This is a genomic window from Streptomyces sp. NPDC047022 (genome assembly GCF_040644155.1).
Lineage (GTDB): Bacteria > Actinomycetota > Actinomycetes > Streptomycetales > Streptomycetaceae > Streptomyces.
This window is the reverse complement of sequence record NZ_JBEYVV010000010.1, coordinates 112,676-136,693: the sequence shown is the minus strand read 5'-3', so window position 1 is coordinate 136,693 and position 24,018 is coordinate 112,676. Positions and strand designations below refer to the sequence as shown.

The 24,018-nt window shown below is 71.0% G+C and carries 26 protein-coding genes and 1 riboswitch; of the genes, 17 read left to right on the top strand and 9 right to left on the bottom strand.

Annotation, left to right across the window (positions count from 1 at the left end; translation table 11 throughout):
* Positions 1-128 precede the first annotated feature (128 nt).
* From ABZ845_RS14045 to ABZ845_RS13990, 12 genes are all read left to right on the top strand, one after another.
* A complete protein-coding gene (locus tag ABZ845_RS14045; RefSeq protein WP_360977930.1) occupies positions 129-1,367 on the top strand; it encodes a MurT ligase domain-containing protein in 1,239 nt (412 codons plus the stop codon).
* A 26-nt stretch (positions 1,368-1,393) separates the two neighbouring features.
* On the top strand, positions 1,394-2,122 hold the full coding sequence (locus ABZ845_RS14040) for a glutamine amidotransferase (RefSeq protein WP_360977927.1): 729 nt from the start codon (positions 1,394-1,396) through the stop codon (positions 2,120-2,122).
* A gap of 426 nt (positions 2,123-2,548) precedes the next feature.
* Entirely contained in the window at positions 2,549-3,574 is a 1,026-nt protein-coding gene (locus tag ABZ845_RS14035; RefSeq protein ID WP_360977924.1) for a 6-phosphofructokinase, read from the top strand.
* A 118-nt stretch (positions 3,575-3,692) separates the two neighbouring features.
* Positions 3,693-4,643 (top strand): cytochrome c oxidase assembly protein, encoded by a 951-nt coding sequence (locus ABZ845_RS14030; protein WP_360977921.1) that lies wholly within the window; start codon positions 3,693-3,695, stop codon positions 4,641-4,643.
* 136 nt (positions 4,644-4,779) lie between these two features.
* Entirely contained in the window at positions 4,780-6,297 is a 1,518-nt protein-coding gene (locus tag ABZ845_RS14025) for a DUF6777 domain-containing protein (protein ID WP_360977918.1), read from the top strand.
* Between the two features lie 4 nt (positions 6,298-6,301).
* Entirely contained in the window at positions 6,302-8,173 is a 1,872-nt protein-coding gene (locus ABZ845_RS14020) for a protein kinase (protein WP_360977915.1), read from the top strand.
* Between the two features lie 13 nt (positions 8,174-8,186).
* Positions 8,187-8,345 (top strand): hypothetical protein, encoded by a 159-nt coding sequence (locus ABZ845_RS14015; RefSeq protein ID WP_360977912.1) that lies wholly within the window; start codon positions 8,187-8,189, stop codon positions 8,343-8,345.
* A gap of 32 nt (positions 8,346-8,377) precedes the next feature.
* Positions 8,378-8,881, top strand: coding sequence for an Lrp/AsnC family transcriptional regulator (locus ABZ845_RS14010; protein ID WP_360977909.1), 504 nt, complete (start codon positions 8,378-8,380; stop codon positions 8,879-8,881).
* Between the two features lie 123 nt (positions 8,882-9,004).
* On the top strand, positions 9,005-9,817 hold the full coding sequence (gene ddaH / locus ABZ845_RS14005; RefSeq protein WP_360977906.1) for a dimethylargininase: 813 nt from the start codon (positions 9,005-9,007) through the stop codon (positions 9,815-9,817).
* Positions 9,814-11,034, top strand: coding sequence for an ornithine--oxo-acid transaminase (gene rocD, locus ABZ845_RS14000; protein ID WP_360977904.1), 1,221 nt, complete (start codon positions 9,814-9,816; stop codon positions 11,032-11,034). The genes ddaH and rocD overlap by 4 nt, the downstream gene beginning before the upstream one ends.
* A gap of 220 nt (positions 11,035-11,254) precedes the next feature.
* Positions 11,255-11,455: a hypothetical protein gene (locus tag ABZ845_RS13995; protein ID WP_360977902.1), complete on the top strand. Its 201-nt coding sequence runs from the start codon at positions 11,255-11,257 to the stop codon at positions 11,453-11,455.
* 237 nt (positions 11,456-11,692) lie between these two features.
* Positions 11,693-12,415, top strand: coding sequence for a lysophospholipid acyltransferase family protein (locus ABZ845_RS13990; protein WP_360977900.1), 723 nt, complete (start codon positions 11,693-11,695; stop codon positions 12,413-12,415).
* Between the two features lie 73 nt (positions 12,416-12,488).
* On the opposite strand, the gene ABZ845_RS13985 is transcribed toward ABZ845_RS13990, so the two are convergent.
* From ABZ845_RS13985 to ABZ845_RS13950, 8 genes are all read right to left on the bottom strand, one after another.
* Positions 12,489-14,090, bottom strand: coding sequence for an alpha/beta hydrolase (locus ABZ845_RS13985; RefSeq protein WP_360977897.1), 1,602 nt, complete (start codon positions 14,088-14,090; stop codon positions 12,489-12,491).
* A gap of 135 nt (positions 14,091-14,225) precedes the next feature.
* Positions 14,226-14,990 (bottom strand): urease accessory protein UreD, encoded by a 765-nt coding sequence (locus tag ABZ845_RS13980; protein ID WP_360977894.1) that lies wholly within the window; start codon positions 14,988-14,990, stop codon positions 14,226-14,228.
* Complete coding sequence (ureG, locus tag ABZ845_RS13975; protein WP_360977891.1) at positions 14,978-15,667, bottom strand: urease accessory protein UreG; 690 nt, start codon at positions 15,665-15,667, stop codon at positions 14,978-14,980. The genes ABZ845_RS13980 and ureG overlap by 13 nt, the downstream gene beginning before the upstream one ends.
* A 63-nt stretch (positions 15,668-15,730) precedes the next feature.
* The gene (locus tag ABZ845_RS13970) at positions 15,731-16,405 is read right to left on the bottom strand and encodes an urease accessory UreF family protein (protein ID WP_360977888.1); all 675 of its coding nucleotides are present in this window, start codon (positions 16,403-16,405) and stop codon (positions 15,731-15,733) included.
* The gene (locus ABZ845_RS13965) at positions 16,405-18,126 is read right to left on the bottom strand and encodes an urease subunit alpha (RefSeq protein WP_360977885.1); all 1,722 of its coding nucleotides are present in this window, start codon (positions 18,124-18,126) and stop codon (positions 16,405-16,407) included. The genes ABZ845_RS13970 and ABZ845_RS13965 overlap by 1 nt, the downstream gene beginning before the upstream one ends.
* On the bottom strand, positions 18,119-18,430 hold the full coding sequence (locus ABZ845_RS13960; RefSeq protein ID WP_360977882.1) for an urease subunit beta: 312 nt from the start codon (positions 18,428-18,430) through the stop codon (positions 18,119-18,121). Before ABZ845_RS13960 ends, ABZ845_RS13965 begins: the two co-directional genes overlap by 8 nt.
* A gap of 15 nt (positions 18,431-18,445) precedes the next feature.
* Positions 18,446-18,748, bottom strand: coding sequence for an urease subunit gamma (locus ABZ845_RS13955; protein ID WP_360977879.1), 303 nt, complete (start codon positions 18,746-18,748; stop codon positions 18,446-18,448).
* Positions 18,749-18,889: 141 nt separating this feature from the next.
* Entirely contained in the window at positions 18,890-19,510 is a 621-nt protein-coding gene (locus ABZ845_RS13950) for a TetR/AcrR family transcriptional regulator (protein WP_360977876.1), read from the bottom strand.
* Between the two features lie 146 nt (positions 19,511-19,656).
* On the opposite strand from ABZ845_RS13950, the gene ABZ845_RS13945 reads away from it, so the two are divergent.
* Entirely contained in the window at positions 19,657-20,697 is a 1,041-nt protein-coding gene (locus ABZ845_RS13945; RefSeq protein WP_360977873.1) for an ABC transporter permease, read from the top strand.
* Positions 20,698-20,809: 112 nt separating this feature from the next.
* Here ABZ845_RS13945 and ABZ845_RS13940 read toward each other — a convergent pair whose 3' ends face one another.
* On the bottom strand, positions 20,810-21,085 hold the full coding sequence (locus ABZ845_RS13940) for a type II toxin-antitoxin system Phd/YefM family antitoxin (protein ID WP_360977870.1): 276 nt from the start codon (positions 21,083-21,085) through the stop codon (positions 20,810-20,812).
* A 181-nt stretch (positions 21,086-21,266) separates the two neighbouring features.
* Here ABZ845_RS13940 and ABZ845_RS13935 point away from each other — a divergent pair, with 181 nt between their 5' ends.
* From ABZ845_RS13935 to ABZ845_RS13920, 4 genes are all read left to right on the top strand, one after another.
* Positions 21,267-21,902, top strand: a complete 636-nt coding sequence (locus tag ABZ845_RS13935; protein ID WP_360977867.1) for an ATP-dependent Clp protease proteolytic subunit — start codon at positions 21,267-21,269, stop codon at positions 21,900-21,902.
* 7 nt (positions 21,903-21,909) lie between these two features.
* On the top strand, positions 21,910-22,215 hold the full coding sequence (locus ABZ845_RS13930) for a hypothetical protein (RefSeq protein ID WP_360977864.1): 306 nt from the start codon (positions 21,910-21,912) through the stop codon (positions 22,213-22,215).
* Between the two features lie 340 nt (positions 22,216-22,555).
* Positions 22,556-22,751: riboswitch (cyclic di-AMP (ydaO/yuaA leader) on the top strand.
* Positions 22,752-22,754: 3 nt separating this feature from the next.
* Positions 22,755-23,228: a C40 family peptidase gene (locus ABZ845_RS13925; protein WP_360977861.1), complete on the top strand. Its 474-nt coding sequence runs from the start codon at positions 22,755-22,757 to the stop codon at positions 23,226-23,228.
* Positions 23,229-23,329: 101 nt separating this feature from the next.
* Positions 23,330-23,866, top strand: coding sequence for a DUF6328 family protein (locus ABZ845_RS13920; protein WP_360977858.1), 537 nt, complete (start codon positions 23,330-23,332; stop codon positions 23,864-23,866).
* Positions 23,867-24,018: the final 152 nt, after the last annotated feature.

Sequence of the window (24,018 nt, the reverse complement as noted above, 5' to 3'; positions counted from 1 at the left end):
GCCCCCGATGCCACGTGGGCCGCAAGGTGGTGCCGCGGTTCGGGTGTGCGAATGGATCTCGATAGGCTGAGGTCCACACGTTGCCCGGGACAGCGCGCGGCGCCGTACGCAAGGAGGATCGAGAACTGATGACAGGCAACTCGGACCCGCTGACGCCGCGGGCCAAGCTGGCCGTGACCGCGGGCAAGGCGGTCGCCGCGGCATCGCGCGCCGCGGGGCGGGGCAGCGGATCGGTCATCGGCGGCAAGGTCGCGCTCAGGCTCGACCCCGACCTCCTCGCCCGGCTCGCCCAGAACCTGGACGTCGTCCTGGTCTCCGCGACCAACGGCAAGACCACGACCACCCGCCTCATCGCCGAGGCGCTGCGCGCGGCGGGCCCGGTCGTCTCCAACGCGCTCGGCGCCAACATGCCGGCCGGTATCACCTCGGCGCTGGCCGGCGGCTCGGACGCCCGGTACGCCGTCATAGAGGTCGACGAGAAGTACCTGGCCGGGGTCGCCCGTGACACCGACCCGAAGTGCATCGCGCTGCTCAACCTCTCCCGGGACCAGCTCGACCGCGCCGCCGAGACCCGTATGCTCGCCGAGAACTGGCGTGAGGGCCTGGCCGGTTCCAAGGCGGTCGTCGTCGCCAACGCGGACGACCCGCTGGTGGTGTGGGCCGCCTCGTCCTCTCCCAACGTGATCTGGGTCGCCGCCGGGCAGATGTGGAAGGACGACGCCTGGTCGTGCCCGTCCTGCGGCGGTGTCATGCAGCGCCCCGGCGACGACTGGTACTGCGGGGACTGCGGCTTCCGCCGGCCGACTCCCTCCTGGGCCCTGTCCGGGGACCACGTCCTCGACCCGCACGGTTCCGCCTGGCCGATCCACCTCCAGCTGCCGGGCCGCGCCAACAAGGCCAACGCCGCCTCCTCGGCCGCGGTCGCCGCCGTCTTCGGTGTGCCCCCGCAGGTCGCCCTTGAACGCATGTACCACGTGCAGGCGGTGGCCGGACGCTACGACGTCGTCCAGTTCCAGGGGCGCGATCTGCGTCTGCTCCTGGCCAAGAACCCGGCCGGCTGGCTGGAGACGTTCTCGCTCATCGACCCGCCGCCGACCCCGGTGATCCTGTCCGTGAACGCGCGCGGCGCGGACGGCACCGACACCTCCTGGCTGTGGGACGTGGACTACACGCGGCTGACCGGCCACCCGATCTTCGTCATCGGCGACCGGAAGCTGGACCTCGCCGTGCGCCTGGAGGTCGCGAACCAGACCTTCCAGGTCTGCGAGAACCTCGACCAGGCCGTCCAGCTCGCGCCGCAGGGCCGGATCGAGGTCATCGCGAACTACACCGCGTTCCAGGACCTGCGCCGCCGCGTCGGCAACTGACCACGAAGGACGAAGGACGATCATCGATGAGTGACAACAGCCTGCGTCTGGTGTGGATCTACCCGGACCTGCTGAGCACCTACGGCGACCAGGGCAACGCTCTCGTCGTCGAGCGGCGGGCCCGGCAGCGCGGCCTCGACGTGGCCCGCGTGGACGTACGCAGCGACCAGCCGATCCCCACCTCCGGGGACATCTATCTGATCGGCGGCGGCGAGGACCGTCCGCAGCGCCTCGCGGCCGAGCGGCTGCGGCGTGACGGCGGCCTGTACCGGGCCGTGGAGAACGGCGCGATCGTGTTCTCGGTCTGCGCCGGCTACCAGATCCTCGGCCACGAGTTCATCAACGACCTCGGCCAGCGCGAGCCGGGCCTCGGCCTGCTCGACGTGGTCTCGGTGCGCGGTGAGGGCGAGCGGTGCGTGGGCGACGTCCTCGGGGACATCGACCCGCGGCTCGGCCTGCCTTCGCTCACCGGGTTCGAGAACCACCAGGGCGTCACCCACCTGGGGCCCACCGCGCGGCCGTTCGCCCAGGTGCGGCTGGGCAAGGGGAACGGGACGGGTGACGGTACCGAGGGGGCGTACAACGACACCGTCTTCGGTACGTATATGCATGGCCCCGTGCTGGCCCGGAACCCGCTGATCGCCGATCTGCTGCTGAAGCTGGCGCTCGATGTCAACGCGCTGCCGCCGGTGGACGACCGGTGGTACGAGGCGTTGCGCAACGAGCGGATCGCCGCCGCGGAGCAGCCCGCGTAGCGCTCCGCGTGGCGCCACGTCGTTCCCTGCGGCGGCGTTGTGGTTTTTTTGCGCAGTTCCCCGCGCCCCTTGTCAGGTGCGTTTTCACCTGTGGGTGCGTCGTGGCTTGTCGCGCGGTTCCACGCGCCCCTGAAGAGCGCGCTTCGCGCGCGACGACAACCGCAGACGGCGACGCGCGGTGGGCCTCCCGACAGGGGCGCGGGGAACCGCGCGACACGCCACGGCGCGCTCGCGGACGAAGACGTACCGCGATCCGCGCGGAGCGCGGGCTGAGCCCGTCTGACGGGCGATGCGCGCAGGTGAGCGGGGGTGTCCAGTGGGCGGACGTGTGCTGCGAGGGCGGGGGCTGTCGCCGGTAGGGTGGCGGGAAACCAGCCGGACAGTGCGGTCCGGTCCCCGGCCCACGTTGAGAAGGTATTTCGGGCTATGCGCATTGGTGTCCTCACGTCCGGCGGCGACTGCCCCGGCCTGAACGCCGTCATCCGGTCCGTCGTGCACCGCGCCGTCGTCGACCACGGCGACGAGGTCATCGGCTTCCGGGACGGCTGGAAGGGTCTCCTGGAGTGCGACTACCTCAAGCTCGACCTCGACGCGGTGAGCGGCATCCTCGCTCGCGGCGGCACGATCCTAGGCTCCTCCCGGGTCCGTCCCGAGCATCTGCTGGACGGTGTGGAGCGGGCCAGGGGGCATGTCGAGGAACTCGGCCTCGACGCGATCATCCCGATCGGCGGTGAGGGCACGCTCAAGGCGGCCCGGCTGCTGTCGGACAACGGCCTGCCGATCGTCGGCGTGCCCAAGACCATCGACAACGACATCGCTGTCACGGACGTCACGTTCGGTTTCGACACGGCCGTGGGCGTGGCCACCGAGGCGCTCGACCGGCTGAAGACCACCGCCGAGTCCCACCAGCGGGTGCTGATCGTGGAGGTCATGGGCCGCCACACCGGCTGGATCGCACTGCACTCCGGCATGGCGGCCGGCGCCCACGCCATCGTCGTACCTGAACGCCCCTTCGACATCGAGGAGTTGGCGGCCCGGGTCGGCGCGCGTTTCGACGCGGGCAAGCGGTTCGCGATCGTCGTGGCCGCCGAGGGCGCCAAGCCCGAGCCGGGCACCATGGAGTTCGACGAGGGCGGCAAGGACGTCTACGGCCACGAGCGCTTCGCCGGCATCGCCCGCCAGCTCTCCCTCGAACTCGAGCACCGCCTCGGCAAGGAGGCCCGTCCGGTGATCCTCGGGCACGTCCAGCGCGGCGGCACGCCGACGGCGTACGACAGGGTGCTCGCCACCCGCTTCGGCTGGCACGCCGTGGAGGCCGTGCACCGCGGCGAGTTCGGCCGGATGACGGCGCTGCGCGGCACGGACATCGTGATGGTGTCGCTGGCGGAGGCGGTCGAGAGCCTGAAGACCGTGCCCGAGGAGCGCTACGCGGAAGCGGAGTGCGTCCTGTAGCACGGGACCGTCCCCCGCAGAAGCCAGGAGTCCGCCCCCGGTCGCAGCCGCGGCCGGGGGCGGTTCTACTCTGGTGCGGACAGACGGCACTCAACCCCCACGAACCAGGAGCCGGCGGATGGATCACAGCGGGCACGGCATGACGATGGATCTGCCGCCGTTCACGCTGGGACGAGGTCTCGAATGGTCCGCGGACCCCTTCTTCCTCGTCGCCTGCCTGGCCGGGCTCGCGCTGTACGGGTGGGGTGTCGCACGGCTCGTCCGCCGAGGCGACAAGTGGCCGGTGGGCCGCACCATCGCGTTCGTCGTCGGTGTGCTGACCGTACTGCTCGTCATGTGCACCAGGCTGAACGACTACGGCATGGTCATGTTCAGCGTGCACATGGTGCAGCACATGGTGATCAGCATGCTGTCGCCGATCCTGATCCTGCTCGGCGCGCCGGTCACGCTGGCCCTGCGCGCGCTGCCGACGGCGGGCCGCGGCCGGACGGGGCCGCGCGAGCTGCTGCTGAAGCTGCTGCACAGCCGTTACATGCGGATCATCACCCACCCGGCCTTCACGATCCCTCTGTTCATCGCGAGCCTGTACGGGCTCTACTTCAGCCCCCTCTTCGACACGCTGATGCAGTCCAGGGCCGGGCACATAGCGATGATGGTGCACTTCCTCGCCGTCGGCGTGGTGTTCTTCTGGCCGATCATGGGGGTCGACCCGGGCCCGCACCGTCCCGGCTATCTGATGCGGATGCTGGAGCTGTTCGCGGGCATGCCGTTCCACGCGTTCTTCGGGATCGCGCTGATGATGGCCTCCTCGCCGATGATCGCCACCTACCAGCACCCCTCGGCCTCGCTCGGCATCGACGCGCTGGCCGACCAGACCGCGGCGGGCGGCATCGCCTGGGCATTCAGCGAGATCCCCTCCGTGCTGGTGCTCCTGGCACTGCTCTTCCAGTGGTACGGCTCGGAGCAGCGGCAGGCCAGGCGGAAGGACCGGGCCGCCGACCGTGACGGCGACAAGGAGCTGGAGGCGTACAACGCCTATCTGGCATCACTCAACGCACGCGGCCGCTGAGTTTCGCGGCGCCGCGTAATTCCCTTTCATTTCACGCCATGACGAGCGGCATGAAATGCCCCCTTATTAGGTAGCCTGATGCGTGACGCCCTGCCTCCGCTCTGCAGGGCGCGGGGGACCACCGGGGGGAACGGTGATGACGTCTCACGCATTCCTGCGGCGTGCCGGGAATCCGGCGTTCCGGAGGATCGGACTTCTGCTGGCCACAGTGCTCGTTCTCGGGGGGTGCGGTACCCACGCGCAGTCGTTGGCGGTACGGGCCGTCGCCGCCGGAGTTCCGTCGCTCGCACCCTTCTTCGATGAGCGCAGCGGTCTGGGCCAGGACACCACGGTCCGGATACGGGAGGTGCCCGGCGGCCTGCAGGCCGGCAGCACCCCCGGGCTCTACGGCGGTTCCCGGAGGCCGACCGTCTGCGATGTCGAACGACTGAAGGAATTCCTCACCGACCCGCGCAATGACCGTAAGGCCAAGGCCTGGTCCCAGGTCGAGGGAATCACTCCGGCACAGATCCCGGGATATCTGGACGGGCTCACTCCCGTCCTTCTGCGCCACGACACTCTCGTACAGAACCACGAATACAGGAAAGGCAGGGCCATACCTTTCGACTCCGTGCTACAGGCCGGAATCGCGGTATTGGTGGACCAGCGGGGGCAACCCGTGGTCAAGTGCTCGTGCGGCAATCCACTGCGTCCCTTCCGAGGAGACACGACCCGGATCTCCGTCAAGTTCGGCGACGGCAACGGGAAATGGCCCGGGTACGACCGCGCTTCCGTCGTGACCATCAGGCCCGCGCCGGCGCGGCTGAAGCGGCTCGCACTGGTCGACGTCGACGACCCCGACCGCGGGATCGAACGGCCCGTGGGTACGGGGGGCGGACACGACAGCGCCTTCGACACCCGGGTGCGGCACACAGTGCCCGATGTGACCGGGACGGGGTTCGCCGGGGCCGTGCAACGGCTGACCGCGGCCGGGCTCGCGGTCGCCTACGCGGGCCAAGGGGCACCACCCGACGGGGCGGTGATCACGGGCATGGATCCCGCACCGGGGACCGAGCTCGGGTTCGGGCGGTATGTGACCCTTTCGGTGGCCACGGGAGACACGGACGGCCCGGGCGGGGCCGCCCCGGGCGGCACGAGCCCGGATCCGAAGGACAGCACCCCTTCGTCCCCGTCGGCCTCCTTCCCGTCGGCTTCCTCTCCGTCGGACGCCGTCCCGTCGACGGGCGGGACGGCATCCGGCGAAACCGGTATGCCGCCCCGCAGCTCGAATCCGGTCTCGCCGCCGGGCTCCGGCGTCGCGACCTCATCCTCCTCGGGCGACGGGACCCCCTCGGGCGGGCTCACCTCCCCGCGCGAGAGCGGCCGTCCCTCCTTGTCCGGCAGCGCCACTCCGGCGAGCAGCACGCCCGCCACGGGCCCTCCGGCCCGGTCGTCATCCGCCGACCCACCGGCCCGGTCGTCATCCACCGGCCCACCGGCCACCACCAGCGCGTCCCTGTCCGGCACATCCCCCACGCACACGCTCCGGGCCAGTACTCCCCCGACCCGCACGCCCCGGACCGGACAGCCCACCGCCGACCAGCCGATGACGGGGTCGCCTCCGGCGGGTGCCCCCTCGGCGGGAACGGCAACGACCTGGAACAACGGGGAGTGACCGGATGGCCTCAGGATCACCGCAGCAGGGAGTGGGCCGGGTCATCGCCGACCGCTACATGCTGCTGGGCCGGCTGGGCAGCGGCGCCATGGGCCATGTCTGGCTCGCCCATGACGAGCGGCTCGCCTGCGAGGTCGCCCTCAAGGAGATCGTGTTCCGCGACCAGGCGGAGGCGGTGCGGGAGCGGGCCGCGCGGGTCGCCCGGGCCCGCGCCGAGGCCCGGCACGCGGCCGGGCTGCGCGGTCACCCGCATGTGGTGACGGTGCATGACGTCCTGGAGCACGAGGGTCTGCCCTGGATCGTCATGGAGTACGTGGAAGGGGCTCTGGACCTGCGCGCCCGGGTCCTGCGCCGGGGTACCCCGGCCCCCGCCGAGTGCGCCCGGATCGGGCTCGCCGTGCTGGACGCGCTCACCGCCGGGCACGAGCGGGGCGTCATGCACCGCGATGTGAAGCCTGCGAACATCCTGCTGGCTCCCGACCGCACCGGCGCGCCGTACGCCCGAGTCCTGCTCACCGACTACGGCATCTCGGTACGGCCGGACACGGACGAGACCCGGTACACGCTGACGTCCGCCCTGGTCGGCACGCCCGGCTACCTGGCCCCGGAGCGAGCCATGGGCGGGCCCCCGACCGCCGCCGCCGATCTGTTCTCGCTGGGCTGCACGCTGTACTTCGCCGTGGAGGGGTGCGGGCCCTTCGAACGCGACACCCAGCTCGCCGAGGTCACGGCGGCGGTGCTGGACGAACCGCGTCCGCCGGTACGGGCGGAGGCGCTCGGACCGCTGATCGCCGCCATGCTGGTCAAGGATCCGGCACAGCGGATCACCGCCGCGGACGCCGCGACGGCCCTCGCGGCGATGCTCAACCCGCGGACGCGGCCGGGGAGTCGGGCCCGGCCGAAGCGGCAGCCACCGCCGGCGACGGAAACCTCGCCCCGCCGGACGGCCGGTGGCCGTCGTCCCTCGGCGACTTCCGGCCACCCCACGCCCCCGCGGGTGCGCACCCGCCCCGCCTGGGCGCGGCCCGGGCCGCCGCTCGCCCCCGGTGAGCGGCACCCCCGGCGGTCGCATGTGCTGCGCGCCCTCGGCGCCTGCGCTCTCGGGCTGGTCCTCGCCCTGGGCGGGGTCTGGTACGCCGTGGCCCAGCATGCACCCGGCGGCCCGGCGAAACCGTACGGGGACGCGGTCGCCCTGACCCGGCCGCTGCGGGAGGGGGACTGTGTCGTCGCCGACTGGCCGGGCAGGCCCTTCGAGGGCGGTGCGCCCCGGCTGACCGTGACCCCGGGCTGCGCCGGTACGTCCCCGGACGGTCAGGTCATCGCCCTCGTCGCGAACGCGTCCGCGGCCCAGGCGCGCGGACAGGGGGCCGCCGAGTGCGAGCGGCGCACCCAGGAGATCCGGAAGCGGCTCGCGGACGTCCGCGGTTATGCCGTGGTGCCGACCGGCACGGGTTTCGAGGCGGCCGGGCGGCGTACCGCCTGTCTGCTGCTGGGCGCGCACGGGCCGGTGTACGGGCCGCTCGGGGACTTCCGCCGGCCGGGTATGGCGTTCGCCGACACGGCCGACATGGAGAAGCGGGACTGCCTGGCCGCCCCCTCGCAACGGGCCGCCCGGCTCGTCTCCTGCTCGGAAGCGCACGACCAGCGGGTTCTCGGGTTCACTCGCCTCGATCCCGGTACCACGCTCGGCGAGGCCCGGAGCCTTTCGGACGCGGCCTGTGCGCGGGATGTGCCGCCGCGGGAGTACGGCTACGACCCTGCGCGCTACGAGGCGGCCTCCTGGACGGGGAAGGGAGCGTGGATGTCCGGAACTCATCTGGTCGTGTGCACCGTGCGCAGCCGGAACGGGGGCACCATGGGGAGGGACGAACCATGAGGAGGGTGTCGCGATGCCCGGTTCCACGAAGGCGATGGGGGCGCTCACCATAGGTGGGCTCGTGGTGGTGACGGCCTACACGGTGGCGTTCGGCAGCAGCGGCCTGCTGTGGTTCGGCTGGGTGATCCTCGGCTTGATCACGCTCGGCATGGTGGCCCTGCACAACGCCTGAGACATGCGTACGGCTGTGGGTACAGTGCCGGCATGAACAGCAGGCCAGCGGCGTTCGACGAGCTCGACCGCAAGATCATCACGGCTCTGATGGCGAACGCCAGGACGAGCTTCGCCGAGATCGGTTCGGCCGTCGGCCTGTCGGCGACCGCTGTCAAGCGCCGGGTGGACCGGCTGCGCGAGACGGGTGTGATCACCGGGTTCACGGCCACCGTGGAGCCGTGGGCCCTCGGCTGGCGCACGGAGGCGTATGTCGAGGTGTACTGCGAGGGCGCGGCCCCGCCGAGGCGGCTGGCGGAGGTCGTGCGCAACCATCCGGAGATCACGGCTGCGATGACGGTGACGGGCGGCGCGGACGCGCTGCTGCACGTACGGGCCCGGGATGTCGAGCACTTCGAGGAGGTGCTGGAGCGCATCCGTACGGAGCCGTTCATCCGCAAGACGATCAGCGTGATGGTGCTGTCCCACCTTCTCCCGGAGAGTCCGGAGGCGGGGGCGAGCCACCCTGCCCCGAATGGCGCAGCAGACATGCGCTGACCAGCCGCAAGACGCAGTATTGCTGCGTGAACGCGCAATCATCCTTTCTTGTCGCGCGTCCGCGTCACTTCCTACCTTGGTGTCAACCCACACGACACCCTCAGGAAGCGGAGGTACCCCTCTGTGCCCGACAGCCGTGTGCCGCGCCGGCGGCGCTTTCTCGTCTGCGAACCCAGACATTTCGCCGTGCAGTACGCGATCAACCCGTGGATGCATCCTGATACCGCAGTGGACGTGGACCTGGCACAGGAGCAGTGGGAGGGCCTGATCAGCGCCTACCGTTCCCACGGCCACACCGTCGACACCGTGGATCCGGTCCCCGGCCTTCCGGACATGGTGTTCGCCGCCAACTCGGCGGTCGTGGTCGGCGGCCGTGTCTTCGGTTCCCTGTTCCACGCGCCCGAGCGGCGCCCCGAGTCCGTCCACTACGAGACATGGTTCAAGAACGCCGGCTACACCGTCTACCGCCCCGAGTCGGTCTGCGAGGGTGAGGGCGACCTGGTCTGGACGGGACGCTACGTCCTGGCGGGGACCGGCTTCCGTACGACCCGCGAGGCACACCGCGAGGTGCAGGAGTTCTTCGGGCACCCGGTGATCAGCCTGACGCTGGTGGACCCGTACTTCTACCACCTGGACACGGCGCTGTTCGTCCTGGACGACGACAACATCGTGTACTACCCGGAGGCGTTCTCGCCCGGCAGCCGGGAGGTGCTCATGCGGCTGTTCCCGGACGCCGTGCTCGCCACCCGGGACGACGCGGTGTCCTTCGGTCTGAACTCCGTCTCCGACGGGCGCCATGTCTTCATCGCGCCGAAGGCGGAGGCCCTCGCCTCACGGCTCGCCGACCACGGCTACGACCCCGTCCCCGTCGACCTTTCCGAGTTCCACAAGGCAGGCGGAGGCATCAAGTGCTGCACCCAGGAGATCCGTTCATGACCGCACCCGCCCGTACGCGTTCGTCCGCCGAGCTGATCAGCGCCGAGGAACCGGTCGTCGCGCACAACTACCATCCGCTGCCTGTGGTCGTCGCGGGCGCCGAGGGTGCCTGGGTGCAGGACGTCGAGGGCCGTCGCTACCTCGACATGCTCGCCGGTTATTCGGCCCTCAACTTCGGGCACCGCAACCCGGTCCTGATCGAGGCGGCCCACCGCCAGCTCGACCGGCTCACGCTCACCTCCCGCGCCTTCTACAACGACCAGCTGGCCGGCTTCGCCGAGTCGCTGGCCGCCCTGACGGGCATGGACATGGTGCTGCCGATGAACACCGGCGCGGAGGCCGTGGAGAGCGCGGTGAAGGTGGCCCGCAAGTGGGCCTACGAGGTCAAGGGTGTCCCCGCCGACCGGGCGACGATCGTGGTGGCGGCGGGCAACTTCCACGGCCGTACGACGACCATCGTCAGCTTCTCCACGGACGAGACGGCACGGACCGGCTTCGGGCCGTTCACGCCGGGCTTCAAGATCGTCCCGTACAACGACATCGCCGCGCTGGAGGCGGCCGTCGACGACACGACGGCGGCGGTGCTGATCGAGCCCATCCAGGGCGAGGCGGGCGTGATCATCCCGGACGACGGCTATCTCGCGGGTGTCCGCGAGCTGACCCGGCGCGCCGGGTGCCTGTTCATCGCCGACGAGATCCAGTCGGGTCTCGGCCGCACCGGCCGCACGCTGGCCGTCGAGCACGAGAACGTGGTCCCGGACGTCGTCCTGCTCGGCAAGGCGCTCGGCGGCGGCATCGTGCCGGTGTCCGCGGTGGTCGCGCGCCGGGATGTGCTCGGGGTGCTGCACCCGGGAGAGCACGGCTCCACGTTCGGCGGCAACCCGCTGGCCGCCGCGGTCGGCTCGGCGGTGGTCGGGCTGCTGGAGACGGGCGAGTTCCAGCGCAGGGCGGCCGAGCTGGGCGTGGTGCTGCGGGACGGGCTGACGGCGCTGGTCGGCAAGGGCGTCGTGGGCTTCCGCTCCCGGGGGCTGTGGGCGGGCGTCGACGTCGATCCGGCGATCGGCACGGGCCGCGAGATCAGCGAGGGTCTGATGCGGGAGGGGATCCTGGTCAAGGACACCCACGGCTCCACGATCCGGCTGGCCCCGCCGCTGACGATCACCGACGAGGAGCTGCGGTCGGCGCTGGGTTCCCTGGAGAAGGTGCTGGGGGCCTGAGACGCGCGGCACCCGGTGCCCCGGATTCCCTCCGGAGTACCGGGTGCCATGCCCGCTCCGCCGCCTCGGGCCCGCATGCCCCCGTCGACTGGGAGCACCGTTCCGGTGACATGTATTGCGCCCGATGTGCGGGGGATGGCCGCCCGTGCCACGCTGAGCAGGGGCGCAGCCACGCCTCTCCCTCACCCTGACCGGGCATCTGAGCGAGGAGTGAGCCGACATGGCCGACCGGGAACGTGACCGGCAGACGGATGCGTCGGGCCACCTCAAGGACATGACGGAGGAAACCCTCGGCGCCCAGGAGCAGGAGCTCCAGGCACGCCAGCACCGGCGGGAGCGCCGACAGGAGCGGCAGCAGCGCGGCCGTGGCGGGGACGACGCGTCCTCCCGTCGCGAGCAGGGCGACAACGACCATCCGTGACCGGCCATCTGCGCACTGTCACCGAATGCTCCGTACGGACGCCCTCACGGACCTCACGAGGCGCTTTCCGGCACAGGGGTTGCTGCCGGTCCGTCAGAAACGTCTGCTTCCGGCCGACTCCGCTCGCGCGCGGTTCCGGCCGACCCTGCCTGAGCCTAGACTGGCGCCTCATCACAGGCCGGTTGAGCTGCCAGAACGCAGCGGTCGAGCCGATCCGCCGGAGCGAGGAGCGACCCATTGTTCTACCAACTTCTCAAGTACCTCATTGTCGGACCGCTGCTGAGACTTCTCTTCCGGCCGCAGATCGAGGGCCTTGAGAACGTGCCGGAGGACGGCCCGGCGATCGTGGCGGGCAACCATCTCTCGTTCTCGGACCACTTCTTGATGCCCGTGATACTCAGACGCCGGATCACCTTCCTGGCGAAGGCGGAGTATTTCACGGGTCCGGGTATCAAGGGCCGGCTGACCGCCTCGTTCTTCCGCGCTGTGGGGCAGATCCCGGTGGACCGCTCCGGGAAGGACGCGGCACAGGCCGCGATCCGCGAGGGTGTCGGTGTGCTGAGCAAGGGCGAGCTGCTCGGCATCTATCCCGAGGGCACCCGCTCCCACGACGGCCGCCTGTACAAGGGCAAGGTGGGCGTCGCCGTGATGGCCCTGAAGGCCGGAGTCCCGGTCATCCCCTGCGCGATGATCGGCACGTTCGAAGCCCAGCCGCCCGGCCAGCGGCTTCCCAGCCTGCACCCGATCGCGATCCGCTTCGGTAAGCCCCTGGACTTCTCCCGGTACGCCGGGATGGAGGACGAGAGGGCCATTCTGCGCGCGGTCACGGACGAGATCATGTACGCCATCCTGACGCTGTCCGAGCAGGAGTACGTCGACAAGTACGCGACGGTCGCGAAGGCGGAGGACGCGGATCAAGGGGAGAAGTCCTCCAGGCGCCTGCGGCTGCCCTTGAGCTGATGTACGCCGTACGCACGAAGGGAGGGGCGGCCGGGATCGGCCGCCCCTCCCTCGTTTCACGCGCTCTTGCCGGTTACGGAGTGGGCGTGGCGTGCGGCGTGCAGGTCACGTCGGCGCTGTCCGTCCTGCCGGTCAGCAGGTAGGTGTCCACCCGGCTGTTGATGCACGGGTTGACCAGGCCTGTCACACCGTGGGAGCCCGCGCCGTTCTCGATGATCAGACGGGAGCCCTTGAAGCGCTTGTGCAGTTCCACCGCGCCTTCGAACGGCGTCGCGGCATCACGCGTGGACTGCACGATCATGACGGTCGGCAGGCCCTTGCCGGTCTTCACGTTCACCGGTGTCTGCTGCTGGACCGGCCAGGTGGCGCACGGCAGGTTCATCCAGGCGTTCGCCCAGGTCATGAACGGGTAGTCCTTGTTGAGCCGGGTGTTGTCCCGGTTCCACTTGCTCCAGCTGGTCGGCCACTTGGCGTCGGTGCACTCGACGGCCGTGTAGACGGCGTTGCCGTTCTCGGCGGTGATGTTGCCCGCCGTGTTCGACATGTCGGGTGCCGCCGCGTCCACGAGCGCCTGGGTGTCCCCGGCGACGTACTTGCTGAAGACGCTCGCCGTCGGCGCCCACGAGGAGTCGTAGTACGGAGCGCTCTGGAAGAAGGAGATCAGCTCCGCGGGGCCGACGACGCCGCCGATGGGGCTCTTCTTCGCGGTGGCGCGCAGCTGGAGCCACTTCGCCTGGACGGCGTCGCGGGTGGTGCCCAGGTGGTAGGTGGCGTCGTTCTTCGCGACCCAGTCCTCCCAGTCCTTCCAGCGGCCCTCGAAGGCGACGTCCTGGCCGAGGTTGGCCTCGTACCAGATGTTCGACTGCGCCGGGTTGACCACGCTGTCCACGATCATGCGGCGGACGTGGCCCGGGAAGAGCGTGCCGTAGACGGCGCCGAGGTACGTGCCGTACGAGACGCCCAGGTAGTTGAGTTTCTTCTCACCGAGCGCGGCGCGGATGACGTCCAGGTCACGCGCCGTGTTGGCCGTGGTCATCTGCTGGAGCACAGTGCGGCCGGAGCGCTCCAGGCAGCCCTCGGCGTACTGCCGTGCGAGCTTGCGCTGGGCCTGCTTGTCCGCGTTGGTGTCCGGCACCGGGTCGGCCTTGGGCGCCTTCACGAACTCCTGCGGGTCCTCGCAGGAGATGGGCGCCGAGTGGCCGACACCACGCGGGTCGAAGCCGACGAAGTCGTACGCCTTCGAGACGTTGGTCCACAGGGCGCTCTTGGTGGTGACCCGGCGTGGGAAGCGCAGTCCGGAGCCGCCCGGTCCACCCGGGTTGTAGACGAGGGCGCCCTGGCGCTCCTCCTTGGTGCCCGTGTTCCCGATGCGGTCGACGGCGAGCTTGATCTGCTTGCCGAACGGGTGGGCGTAGTCGACCGGCACGGTGACCCATCCGCACTGGATGGGCTTCTCGAAACCCCAGTCGGCCGGGCAGTCCTGCCAGTCGATCCCGGCGTGGGCCGCCCGCGCGGCGGCGATGGCGGCGCCGATGGCCTCCCGGTCCTGGCCGTTGTGGCGCGTCTCGGCGGTGGCCGACGGCGCCGCCACGGCGCCGGCTATCAGCGTCGCGGTGACCAGCGCCCCCGCGGAGCCGAGCGCGGTCAGCCGTCTGGTCGGTCGGATTCCCCTCAAGTGGGACCTCCCCGTACATCGTTGCGATTGGTACGGGGATCCTTTCGGTTGTCAGGTACCTGGGAATAGAGGGGACTTGACTTTCTTTACCAATCCGATAACCGTGCATCACTCTCCGTTGAGCGCGACGGCCGGTTACCCCAGGTCGCGCAACGCTACGTCGAGTAGACGGCGCACCTGCCGCGCGTCGGGTGCCAGCGCGGTCACGAGCACCGCGGGGCCCGCCAGCGGAACGAGTGAGGCGTACTCCCCCAGCATCCGGGCCCCCACCGGGGACGGCCCGAATTCCGGCCGGATCACGAGGAGTTGCCCGAGTGCCCGGCATCCGGCCAGCACGGCGGGGCCGTCCCATCCCCCGGGGGCACCCGGCCCGCAGGCGACCTCCTGGTCGAGCAGTTGCTGTCCGTCCAGCCGCACGGTGAGGCGGCTGCCGAGCAGGCCGGGCTCCTCGCCGAAGCGCCCGAGAACCTGCTCCTCACGGAACACCAGCCGGGCTCCCGGCGCGAGATCGACGCGCGAGGTGACATACAGTTCGCTGCCCCGGACGGAGATCAACTGCTCGGGCAACCAGTGCAGTTCGGCCCCGTCTTCCACGCGCAGCCTCAGGTCGTAGCGGGCCCCGCCCGCGGCCTGTCCCGGCAGGGCGATGGTGGCGGCGGCCGAACGTACCTGGAGCCGGGCGCCGGTTGCCGCCTCCGCCTCCACGGTGAAGTGGTCCCCGCCGAGCGGTCCGCTCATCGCGCCGACGAGCACGACCCGCGCCTCGTCCCCGCTCGACCGGGTGCGGCGCGGCGAGAGCGGCCCCTCACCCGTCAGCACGGGCAGGGACGTACCGCCCCGTCCGTCGTCCCGGGCCACGATCCGCGCGATGGCCCGAACCCCGGTGGTCACGCCGTCCATGCGGCCAGCTGCGCGCGCACCCAGTCGGCTACGGCCGTGACTCCGGCCTCGGTGCGCAACGACTGCAGGACCACGGGGAGTTCGCCCCGCTGTGTCTTCGCGTCGGCGGCCATCCGGGCCAGATCCGAACCCACATACGGTGCCAGGTCGGTCTTGTTGATCACGAGCAGATCTGCCGTGGTGACCCCGGGTCCGCCCTTGCGCGGAATGTCGTCGCCTCCCGCCACATCGATGACGAAGGCCTGCGCGTCGACGAGCCCTTTGGAGAAGGTCGCCGTCAGGTTGTCGCCCCCGGACTCGACGAGGACGAGGTCGAGCGGTCCGACCTCGTCCTCCAGTTCCTCGACGGCTTCGAGGTTGGCGGATATGTCGTCCCGGATCGCGGTGTGCGGGCAGGCGCCCGTCTCGACCGCGCTGATCCGCTCGGGCGGCAGCACCGCCTCCCGCAGCAGGAACTCGGCGTCCTCGCGGGTGTAGATGTCGTTGGTGACCACGGCCAGGGACAGCTCGTCGCGCAGGGCCCGGCACAGCGCGGCGACGGTGGCGGTCTTGCCGGAACCGACCGGGCCGCCGAGCCCGATCCGCAGGGCTCGCCGGGAACCGTCGGGCCGGTGCGCGTCGGCGCCGAGGGCGGTGGGACCCTCGTGCGAGTGGGAGCGGGAGTGGTCGAGGTGCATCGGGCGGCTCCAAGGCGGGGGATGAAGGGGACGGTGACTGCTGGTGCCCCGGCAGGCGGGGCACTAGGAGGCGAACAGGCGGGCGGGCAGTGCGGCGTGCGCCTGCGCGCCGATCTCCAGGAGCGGAGCCGAGGCGGCGGGCAGGGCGTCGGGCCCCTCCTCGAGCGCGCGCCGTGCCGCCTCGCTCGCCCGCTCGGCCACCAGGTCCAGCTCCGGCGCCAGACGCGCCAGCACCGCCGACGCGTCGAACGGATCGAGACTGAGCAGCCGGACGACCGCGACCGCCGGGCCGCTCACGCTCTCGTAGGCGGAGCAGTGAGCGGCGTCCTCGGCCCCCAGCCCGGCGGCCCGCGCCGTCAGGCCCAGGACGACCGGCTGATGCGCGCCCTTGGGGAACCGCCGTGCCAGTGCCTCGAGTTCGTTCGAGGGCCAGGTGGCTCTGGCCGCGCGGAGCAACTGCCGTCCGAGCTTGCGTGCCGCGCCGCGCAGTGCGGGTGACGGCGTACGGGCGTCGGCGGCGGTGTCCAGCATGACGGGGTCGGCGCCGAGCGCCGCCGCGGCGGCGAGCGCGGCGCACACCAGTCCCGTCGTGTGCAGCCGCCCCCGGCAGAACTCCTCCAGGCTCGCGGCCCCGGTGACGCGCCCGGCACGCACGGCCGCTTCGGCCCCGCCGGAGTGGGCGTGCCCTCCGGCGGGGAAGCGGCCGTCGGCCAGTACGAGAAGCGCGGCGCGGGACATCAGAAGAGGAAGTAGCGCTGGGCCATGGGCAGTTCGGCTGCGGGTGTCGCCTCGACCAGTTCCCCGTCGATATGGACGGCGAAGCTGTCGGGGTCGATGCGCACCTGCGGGCGGGCGTCGTTCTCCCGCATGTCCGCCTTGGTGATCTGGCGGGTCGACTCGATGGCCACGAACTCCTTGCCCAGCGAAAGCCGTTGCGGCAGCCCGTCCTCGATCGCGAGCGGTGCCACGAAGTTGACGGAGGTGGCGGCCGGAGCACGTCCGATGGCCCCGAACATCGGCCGCGGCAGGATCGGCTGCGGTGTCGGGATGGACGCGTTGGCGTCGCCCATCTGCGCGTAGGCGATCTGTCCGCCCTTGATGACGAGGTGCGGCTTGACCCCGAAGAAGGCGGGATCCCACAGGACGAGGTCCGCCAGTTTGCCGGTCTCGACCGAGCCGATCTCATGGGCGAGGCCCTGGGCCAGCGCGGGGTTGATGGTGTATTTGGCGACATAGCGACGCACCCGGTGGTTGTCCGCGCGGCCGTCGCCCGGCAGCGCGCCCCGCCGTCGCTTCATCACATGAGCCGTCTGCCAGGTCCGCATGACGACCTCGCCGACCCGGCCCATGGCCTGGGAGTCGGAGGAGATGATCGAGATCGCACCGAGGTCGTGCAGGATGTCCTCGGCGCCGATCGTGGAGGGGCGGATCCTCGACTCCGCGAACGCCAGGTCCTCCTGCACCGCCGGATTGAGGTGATGGCACACCATCAGCATGTCGAGGTGTTCCTCGGCGGTGTTGACGGTGAACGGCCGGGTCGGGTTGGTCGAGCTGGGCAGGACGTGCGGCTCGGAGACCACGGTCATGATGTCCGGCGCGTGCCCGCCGCCCGCGCCCTCGGTGTGGTACGCGTGGATGCCGCGGCCGTTGATGGCGGCCAGGGTGTCCGCCACGAAACCGGCCTCGTTCAGGGTGTCCGTGTGGACGGCGATCTGGACGCCCGTGCGGTCGGCGACGGTGAGGGCGGCGTCGATGACGGCGGGCGTGGAGCCCCAGTCCTCGTGCAGTTTCAGGCCGAGCGCGCCGCCGCGGATCTGGGAGAGCAGCGCGTCGTGCGAGACGGTGTTGCCCTTGCCCAGGAAGCCGATGTTGAGCGGGTACTGCTCCATCGCCTCCAGCATGCGCGCCAGATGCCAGGGGCCGGGGGTGACGGTGGTCGCCTTCGAGCCCTCGGCGGGTCCTGTGCCGCCTCCGACCAGGGTGGTGATGCCCGAGGCGAGCGCCTCGTCGGCGATCCCCGGGCAGATGAAGTGGACGTGCGCGTCGATGGCACCGGCGGTGACGATCCTGCCGTTGCCCGCGATGATCTCCGTCTCCGGGCCGATCACCAGGCCGGGATGCACACCGTCCATGGTGTCGGGGTTGCCCGCCTTGCCGAGGGCGCTGATCCGTCCGTCGCGGATCCCGATGTCCGCCTTGACGATCCCCCAGTGGTCGATGACGACGGCACCGGTGATGACGGTGTCGGGGGTGCCGTCCGCGCGCGTGGCACGTGACTGGCCCATGGACTCCCGGATGACCTTGCCGCCGCCGAACACGGCCTCGTCACCGGCCAGGCGGGGACCGCCGGAGCGGTCCTCCTCTATCTCCACGAGCAGATCGGTGTCGGCGAGCCGGATCCGGTCGCCGGTGGTGGGCCCGAACAGGTCCGCGTACGCGGCACGGGAGATCTCAGGCATCGAGGGCACCTCCGGTCTCGCCTCGCAGTCCGGGCACCACGCGGGCGCCGGCGAGCGGTACGAGTTCGACGTCCACGGGGATGCCGGGCTCGAAGCGCACCGCGGTGCCGGCGGCGATGTTCAGCCGCTTGCCGCGCGCGGCGGCCCGGTCGAAGTCCAGGCCGGGGTTGGCCTCGGCGAAGTGGTAGTGGGAGCCGACCTGCACGGGCCGGTCGGCGGCGTTGAGCACGGTGAGCGTGGTGACCTCGCGGCCCTCGTTGAAGACGACCGGCTCGTCCGCGAACAGGATCTCTCCGGGAATCAAGGCGCCCGCCCCCGGTCAGACGATCGGGTCGTGGACGGTGACGAGCTTGGTGCCGTCCGGGAAGGTCGCCTCGACCTGGACGTCGTGGATCATCTCGGGGATGCCGTCCATGACGTCGTCGCGGGTGAGCAACTCGCGTCCTGAGGCCATGAGTTCAGCGACGGTACGGCCGTCACGGGCGCCTTCGAGGATGTGCGAGGTGATGAGCGCGACCGCTTCGGGGTGGTTCAGCTTGAGACCGCGGGCCCGTCGCTTCCCGGCCACGTCGGCGGCCACATGGATCAGCAGCCTCTCTTGCTCGTGCGGGGTCAGTTGCACGTCCCACCTCACAGTCCTCGCTCCGGACCGTGCGGGCCCGGTTGCCGCGGCCACGGGCAAAGTCGCGGGTGGCTGGGTGGGCAGGCTAGTTGGGCCGCGTTTCCGGGACGTTAACCAAGCTGTGATCCATCCGGAGGTCCCTCAGCGCGGGTACCGCATGCTCATCAACGCCCGCAGGCCGTCGCGCAGGGAGTCCATGGGAACCTCGCCGAAGACGGCCAGCTGCGCGGCGAACCCCTGTGCGAGGGCGATCATCACCCGGGCCATGGCGTCGGCGTCGGCGTCCTCGGGGATCAGGCGCGCGGTCTTGTAGCTCTCCACCACCCGCTGCCAGGCGACCCGGATGCGCTCGTAGCCCGTGTGCACCACGTCCCCGAGATCCTCGTTGCGCAGGATCTCGGTCCAGACCTGGATCAGAAGGCGCGGAAACACCCAGTCGCCGTTGTCCAGCACCCCCGGCCTGATCTCCTTCAGGCGCTCCAGAGCCCGGGAGACCAGTACGTCGGGCAGCGGCGGCGGAGTCTCCACCGCGGCTCCCTCGTAGGTTTCGGTCAGCACGTCGAGCACCTCGCCCACGACCGCGGCGATGAGTTCGTCCTTGCTGCTGAAGTAGCGGTACACGGCGCCCGCGGAGAGGCCGGCCTCCTTGAGCACGTCCTGCATGGAGGTGGCGTGAAAGCCGTTGCGGGCAAAGCAGAGCACCGCGCCTTCGAGGATCTGCCGTCGTCGTGCGTCGAGGTGTTCCTGGGATACGCGGGCCATGGCCCCAACGTAAAACGAACATTCCTTCTTGACAAGCGGGGCCAGATTCAGGACGGTGGTGGCAGATCTAAAACGAACGATCCTTCTTTTTTACGCCGCCGCCGTCCCGCGGCCTCCACCACCCGAACCCGAGGGGGACATCCGTCATGTCAGCCGTCACCGCCGCACCCACGAGGTCACCCGCACCGGCCGTCCGGTACGGCCGCCGTATGGCCGCCCTCGTCGTACTGATACCCGCACTCGTGGGCCTGGCCCTGTGGGCCTTCGCCTGGCCCGCCGCCCGTACGGCACCGCACGACCTGCCGCTCGGAGTGGCCGGGCCCGGCGCGGCCGTCGCGAAGGTGGAGGGGCAGCTGACCCGGCACGAAGGCGCGTTCGAGATCCATCGCTACGCCGACGAGGCCGCCGCCCGGGACGCGATCGAGAACCGGACCGTATACGGCGCGGTGGTCGTCACCCCCCGGGGGCCCGAACTGCTCACGGCGTCGGCCGCGAGCCCGCTCGTCGCCCAGGTGCTCCAGCAGGCCGTGGCGCATCAGGCGCCCGGCGGCACCACGGCGCGGGTCCGCACGGTGGACGTGGTGGCCGCGCCCCGGACCGACCCGCGCGGCTCCGCCCTCGGGGCGAGCGTGCTGCCGATGGCGATGGTCGGCATCGGCGCGGGCGTGGCGGTGACCCTGCTCGGACTGCGGGGCATCCGCGCCGTCACGGCGCTCGTCGGCGCCACGGCCCTGGTCGGGATGGTCGCCGCCGGGATCGCGGACAGCTGGCTGGGGGTCATCACGGGCGACTGGTGGGCCGAGGCGGGAGCGCTCGGGCTGTCGGCGCTGGCGGTGAGCGGGGCGGTCGCCGGTATGGCTGCGCTGATCGGTCAGCGTGGGATCGCCGTGGTGTCGCTCGTCGTCATGCTGCTGGGCAACCCCTTCTCCGGGGCGTCGTCGGCCCCGCAGATGCTGCCCGAGCCGGTCGGGGTGATCGGTCAGTGGCTGCCTCCGGGCGCGGGCGCGTCCCTGCTCAGGTCGGTGGCGTTCTTCGACGGCGCGGCGGCGACCGGCCCCGCCCTGACGCTGGTCTGGTGGGCGGCCATCGGCCTGGGCCTGGTCCTGCTGGGAGGCATGCTGTCCAGGCGCCGCGGGGCGAGCACCCTACCGGCCGCCGAGGAGCCGGTACCCGCCTTCGCCGGCTGACCGCCGTACGGCTGGTGCTGTGGCCGGACAGGTTTCCGGTCGCAGCACCAGGCCCACGCGCCCGTCCCGCAGCGGCCACGGGCGCATGGAGGAACTCCCCCACGCCCCGCCGTCAGGACGCGCCCGGCCCCCGGTGCTCGGCCGTGATCCCGAAGCGGCTCCGGTCACGCTGCGCCGAGGAGACGTCGCGGATGCCGGAGACTGTGCTGACCACCTGTTCCTCGGCGGCGTCCAGCTCGGCGAGCCGCTCCAGGTCCGCGGCGGAGACCAGGGCCACGAGAGGCTTTCCATGCCGCGTCACGACGACGCGCTCGCCGCCGTAGACCACGCGGTTGATCAGATCGGCGAGCTCAGCCCTGGCTTGCGTCACCGGAATCTCGTAGGCCATGCCGTCCAGCTTAGACCGAGGGTGCGACGGGCCCATCCGGAAGATTCCGCCCCCGTGTCGGGGACACGCCCGAAGCGCGAGCACTTTCGCTCTCAGCATGCCGCCCACCCAGGCAAGCGTACGTCCTGTACATTTTTTACAGAGCGATCCGATCCGAGAGTGCTCCAAGGAGGCGCCTGCCATGACCCGACCGTCCGCCCGCCATGTCCTGCCCGAGTTCACGGAACGCACCGGCTACGGACAGCGGACCCTCGACCCGTACGCGAAGCTGCTGGAGGAGCGCATCGTGTTCCTCGGGACACCGGTCGACGACACATCGGCGAACGATGTGATGGCGCAGTTCATGCACCTCGAATATCTGGATCCGGACCGGGACATCTCGCTGTACATCAACTCCCCCGGCGGTTCGTTCACGGCCATGACGGCCATCTACGACACGATGCAGTACGTCGCCTGCGACGTGGAAACGGTCTGCCTCGGCCAGGCGGCGTCGGCCGCGGCGGTGCTGCTCGCCGGGGGCACGCCTGGCAAGCGGTTCGCTCTTCCCGGCGCACGCGTGCTGATCCATCAGCCCTCCCTGCCGGAGCCGGTGGAGGGGCAGACCAGCGACCTGGTCATCCAGGCCGAGGAGTTGGTGCGCAGCCGGGAGCAACTGGAGGACATACTCGTCCGGCACACGGGGCAGAGCCCCGAGCGGATCGCCGCCGACATCGAACGGGACACGATCCTCGACGCACCGGCCGCGGTGGCGTACGGACTGGTGGACGCCGTCATCCCGAGCCGCAGGGCCGGGCGTACTGCGCCCGGCACGAAGTGAGCCCCGTATGCTGCCGCCCGAACTTCCCCCGCTGCCCGCGCTGACCCGCGCCGAAGGTGAACTGATCGACCGCTACCTCGACGTGGTCGACCTCCTCGGCCGCATCAACCCCGCCCGCTCCGACGGCACCTACAGTGGACTGCGAGCCGCACAGGCCCTGGTGGGCAAGGCGACAGCCCTGCGCGATGCGCTGGCGCTGATGCACCAGCGCGGTGAGAGCGAACTCCACGGTCCCACCCTGGCCCGCGCGTTGCGCGTGCTCGACGGTGAACGCCGCGCGGCCCGGGTGACGGTGCCTCCGGGGGCCGACTGAGGGACCGACATACGATCATCCGCCCTTCTCCCGCCGGGTGTTGACGCGTCCATCGCGACACGAGCGGACCGAATGGTGGACCGTCGCGCGGAGTAGGGGCTTGCGCCGTCCGGGGTCCCGGGCCGGTCGCCCAACGCGTCTGATTCCAGGGCGGGATGAGGCGCTGCGGCGCAGGTCGGAGCCTCGGACGGTCCATCAGCATCCCTCGAACACAGCAGTGTCAGCCCGAACGGGTGAGTGGTGAGTAACGCCACAAACCCCCGATTTCGCTGTGATTTTTCCATACCCGTGGGTGAAGATCCCTTCCTGACGACAAGCCCCCGCCACCGCGGCGGGGCGGTCCGGGCGGACGCCGAGTCCTGCCGCCGCCCGGATGACCGGTCGACAGGAGTGGATCGGCAGGAGTGGAGGACCCAGCAAGGCGGGCCGCCGGAGAGATCCGGGCGGTCCTTGGGGTGAAGCCGCGCGAGCGGCCGGGCTACTTCGCCAGTCCGAATCCGACAGGTCATCCTTCACAGGCGGCTGACGAAGGGTTGCGCATGACTGCGCTCAATCGTGTCCCGTCGCTGCTCACCCGGGCCGGCACCGCCTCGGCCCTCACCCTCGCCGCCGTCGGCGGAAGCATCGTGGTCCCGGGCCTGTCCGGTGACGCCTCCGCCGCGACCGTGGCGTACAAGGCACTCCAGGTCGCGGCGGCCAAGAAGGGGTCCCCCTACCAGTACGGCGCCACCGGGCCGCGTCGCTTCGACTGCTCGGGGCTCACGCTCTACGCGTACAAGAAGGCGGGCAAGAGCCTGCCCCGTACGGCCGCGGCCCAGTACAACCGGACGCACCACGTCTCCGCCTCGCAGCGCAGGGCGGGAGACCTGGTGTTCTTCCATTCGGGCAGGTACGTCTACCACGTCGGCATCTACGCCGGGAAGGGGAAGATCTGGCACTCGCCGAAGACCGGGTCCGTGGTCAGGCTGGAGAAGATCTGGACGAAGAGCGTGTGGTACGGCAGGGTCGGCTGACCCGTCCGGCAGGGTCGGCTGACCCGTCCGGCGGGGTGGCGCGCGCCACGCCGTCACCCCGCCGGAGCGTGAGGCCGGGCGGAAACGGTTACTTGTTCTCCATGGCCGACCGAGCACCCGACCAGACGCGGAACGAGACGCCGCTGGAGCGCGCCGACCGCAACTTCACCGAACTGCTCCAGGAGCTGCGCGTCTCCCAGACCGGGGTGCAGATCCTCTTCGCCTTTCTGCTCACCCTGGCCTTCACGCAGCGCTTCCCGTCCCTGGACACGGTGCAGCGCGCCACGTACGTCAGCACGCTGCTGCTGTCCGTGCTGGCCGCCGCCCTGTTCACCGCGCCCGCCGCGTTGCACCGCACGCTCTTCCAGCAGCACGCCAAGCCGACGATCGTGCGGGTCTCCTCCCGCCTGGCCGCGTTCGGGATGGCGGTACTGACCCTGGCGTTCACGGGGTCCGTGCTGCTGGTGGTGGATGTGTCGCTCGGCCGCGCGGCCGGTCTCGCCGCGGGCGCGGGCACCTTCCTGGTCTGCGTCGGGCTGTGGCTGCTCCTGCCCCGGCTGGTGCGGCGGGCCGTCGTCACACCGCCGGCGGCTCCAGGAGAAGCAGAAGGCCATGAGCCGTCAGGGCACTCCCGGTGACACCTTCCAGGGACCGCGCGATACGGGGCGGTGCGGCCACCGTCCTGGCCGGTCCGTCCAGCAGCGGACCACGACGCGCCGACCGGGGCCACGCGGTGGCGGCGGGCGACACCGACCTGGCGCTGACCCATATGGTCGATGCCGGCCGAGAC